This window comes from Actinomadura kijaniata NBRC 14229 (genome assembly GCF_001552175.1).
GTDB classification, from domain to species: Bacteria; Actinomycetota; Actinomycetes; order Streptosporangiales; family Streptosporangiaceae; genus Spirillospora; species Spirillospora kijaniata.
This window is the reverse complement of sequence record NZ_BCQR01000353.1, coordinates 1-625: the sequence shown is the minus strand read 5'-3', so window position 1 is coordinate 625 and position 625 is coordinate 1. Positions and strand designations below refer to the sequence as shown.

At 75.5% G+C, this 625-nt stretch carries 1 pseudogene; it reads left to right on the top strand.

Annotation, left to right across the window (positions count from 1 at the left end):
* Positions 1-364 (top strand): annotated as a pseudogene (locus tag AKI01S_RS52455) (NYN domain-containing protein); the annotation flags it as partial.
* Positions 365-625: the final 261 nt, after the last annotated feature.

The window sequence follows — 625 nt, the reverse complement described above, 5'->3', positions numbered from 1 at the left end:
CCCGGCCGCCGCCGCGCGCGGCCCGGCCGCCCCGACGCCCGCGACCGTCGCCGCCACGGTGAACTCCACCGGCCTCGCCTCCGGCGCCTCCGACGGCAAGCTCGGCCCCGACCGCGACCACATGCTGGAGATCGGCGAGCATGTCGCCCAGAAGTGGATCTTCGAGCGGGGCCGCGACAACATCCGCGACCTGCTGCCCGGCCCGATCCTGCCCCCGGTCATCGACAAGGAGCTGCTGATCGAGGCGGAGAAGGAGCTCGGCGGCTCCCTGCGCCCCTACCAGGAGGCCCGCACCTGGCTGCGGGACGGCTTCTGGGAGCGCGTGTACCGCGAGTTCGGCATCGGGATCGGCAAGTCCGACTGACCCCCGGCGCCCCGGCCACGAACGTCGGGTTTTGTGATTGTTCGGGCACGGGGCGTGACGAACGGGTACAGTCCCCGCCGTGATGTGGGGTCATCGCCCGGGTGCGCTCCGGCACCTCCGGGCCGTGTCGGCTCTGGCGCTCCTGACCGGGTGCGCGGCGGCCGGGTGCGAGTCGCCCGTCGCGTTCCGCCGGCCGGGCCAGGGCGGGCCGGGCGCTCCGTTCGCGGCGCTCGGCGGGCCCGCGCCCTACGTCACGCCGGC